The 1,584-nt window shown below is 47.7% G+C and carries 1 protein-coding gene; it reads right to left on the minus strand.

The window, feature by feature from the left end:
* Positions 1–47: 47 nt before the first annotated feature.
* Positions 48–1,457 carry an IS66 family transposase gene (gene tnpC, locus NSB03_RS21000; RefSeq protein ID WP_024988896.1) on the minus strand — a complete coding sequence of 470 codons (1,410 nt, stop codon included), beginning with the start codon at positions 1,455–1,457 and terminating at the stop codon, positions 48–50.
* Positions 1,458–1,584: the final 127 nt, after the last annotated feature.

Consider the following 1,584-nt stretch of genomic DNA (forward strand, 5'->3'; position numbering starts at 1 on the left):
GTAACTATTCAGCGAAAACAAAGGATGCGAAGATATAGCCCGTCAGTTTAGACGAGCGCCAATATAGCATCGAGAGGAGATTGTCCGTTTTTCCAGGCCGTGTCAGCAATGGAATGTAGTGCGTGGAAGGCATCGGCACCGGTACCGGAGCGGAAGCATCCGGATATTTTCTGCTTGACCTTGAGTTTTCGGATTCCTCGTTCCGACGCGTTGTTGTCAGATGGTATGGCCGGATTCTCAAGGAAGTTGAATATGTAATCCCGACATCTGATTATTCCCCGTTTCAACTCATTAAACTCTTTGCGCAGACTGTCAAGGTTCTTTTTGAGCAACTCATCCAGCCTCGTCAGCCAACTGTCTTTAGGGATTACCTCATCGGGTTTCTCATTCCTCAGGTGTATGGCTCCCCGCAACAGTGTCTGCACATCTTTTGCCCAGGTCTGTTTCTTGTCTATATCATTGAGATATTCGAGATTCCTCAGCAGATGAACCAGACATATCTGATTGTTGAGGAAGTCAATGGCGAAGTACGCGCTGTGGCGGTCTGTTACCGCGACCATATTCTTCAGTGAGTCGCCGAAGCGCTCCTCAAGGACCTTGGCGCCACGGCCGGCTCCACGAAACACTAGAGTCAGATACGTTGTCTGCGCAATCCATGACCAGTTGAGTTTCCCATTGGTGTAACATCCCGATTCATCGAAGCCCACTACTGCGGATGCCTTTATCATACGTTCTATCAAGGCAATGGCAGGACGGGATTTTTCAAGCATCTCACGGACGATATTGGCCAGCGTTCCCTGACTGATTCTGACATTGAACATCGTCTCAAACAGCGACTGCAACCGTTCGTAAGGCATGCATTGCACCACACTCAGATAGGTCGCAATGGCACGTATGTTTTTACCGAAGGTAATGGCGTTTCCGCCTCTGCGGCGCGGTGCATAATCACGATTGCAACATCCGCAGCTACAGACTTTTTTATAAAATCTGCGTTCACGATAGATAGGCTGTATCTGAGGCAGGTCTATCTCTTGGCTGACATAATCCAGCTCACCTTCAACACCCGACAAATCGCGCCCGCACTCACTGCAATATCGGGATGACACTTCCTGGATTTCGTCAGGCATCTCCACCTTTTTGCGTGTCGTTCCTTCATGCCCGGATTGACCGCCGACAGGTCTTTCTGATTTCTTCCGCAATGATTTTGTCCTGCGTTCCACCTCAGCCTTTATCGGTTCTTTCGATGGCGGAGTACTGCTGTTGCCGGAGTTCTTCGGCGGCTGTTCATACTTCTCCAGCCGCTTGCGTAGCTCACGGTTTTCCTTAAGTAGTTTATCTATATTTCGGTTAAGCGACCGATTTTCGGCATACAGGGAATCAATAGTTCCCCGTAACTCCTTCAGCTCAGACAATAGCCCTGCCAAAGTTGAATTTATGTCGTTAACCTGTTGTTTCACAGAGACAAAGATAGCAATTTCATCTGACATACACAAACAAAGCCACTATTATTTTGATGATACTCAGAGAATTATTCTAAAATTGTTGCTGACCGACCTGATTGTATTAGATTCGCTGAATAGTTAC

The organism is Bacteroides acidifaciens, assembly GCF_024623065.1.
GTDB lineage: Bacteria > Bacteroidota > Bacteroidia > Bacteroidales > Bacteroidaceae > Bacteroides > Bacteroides acidifaciens.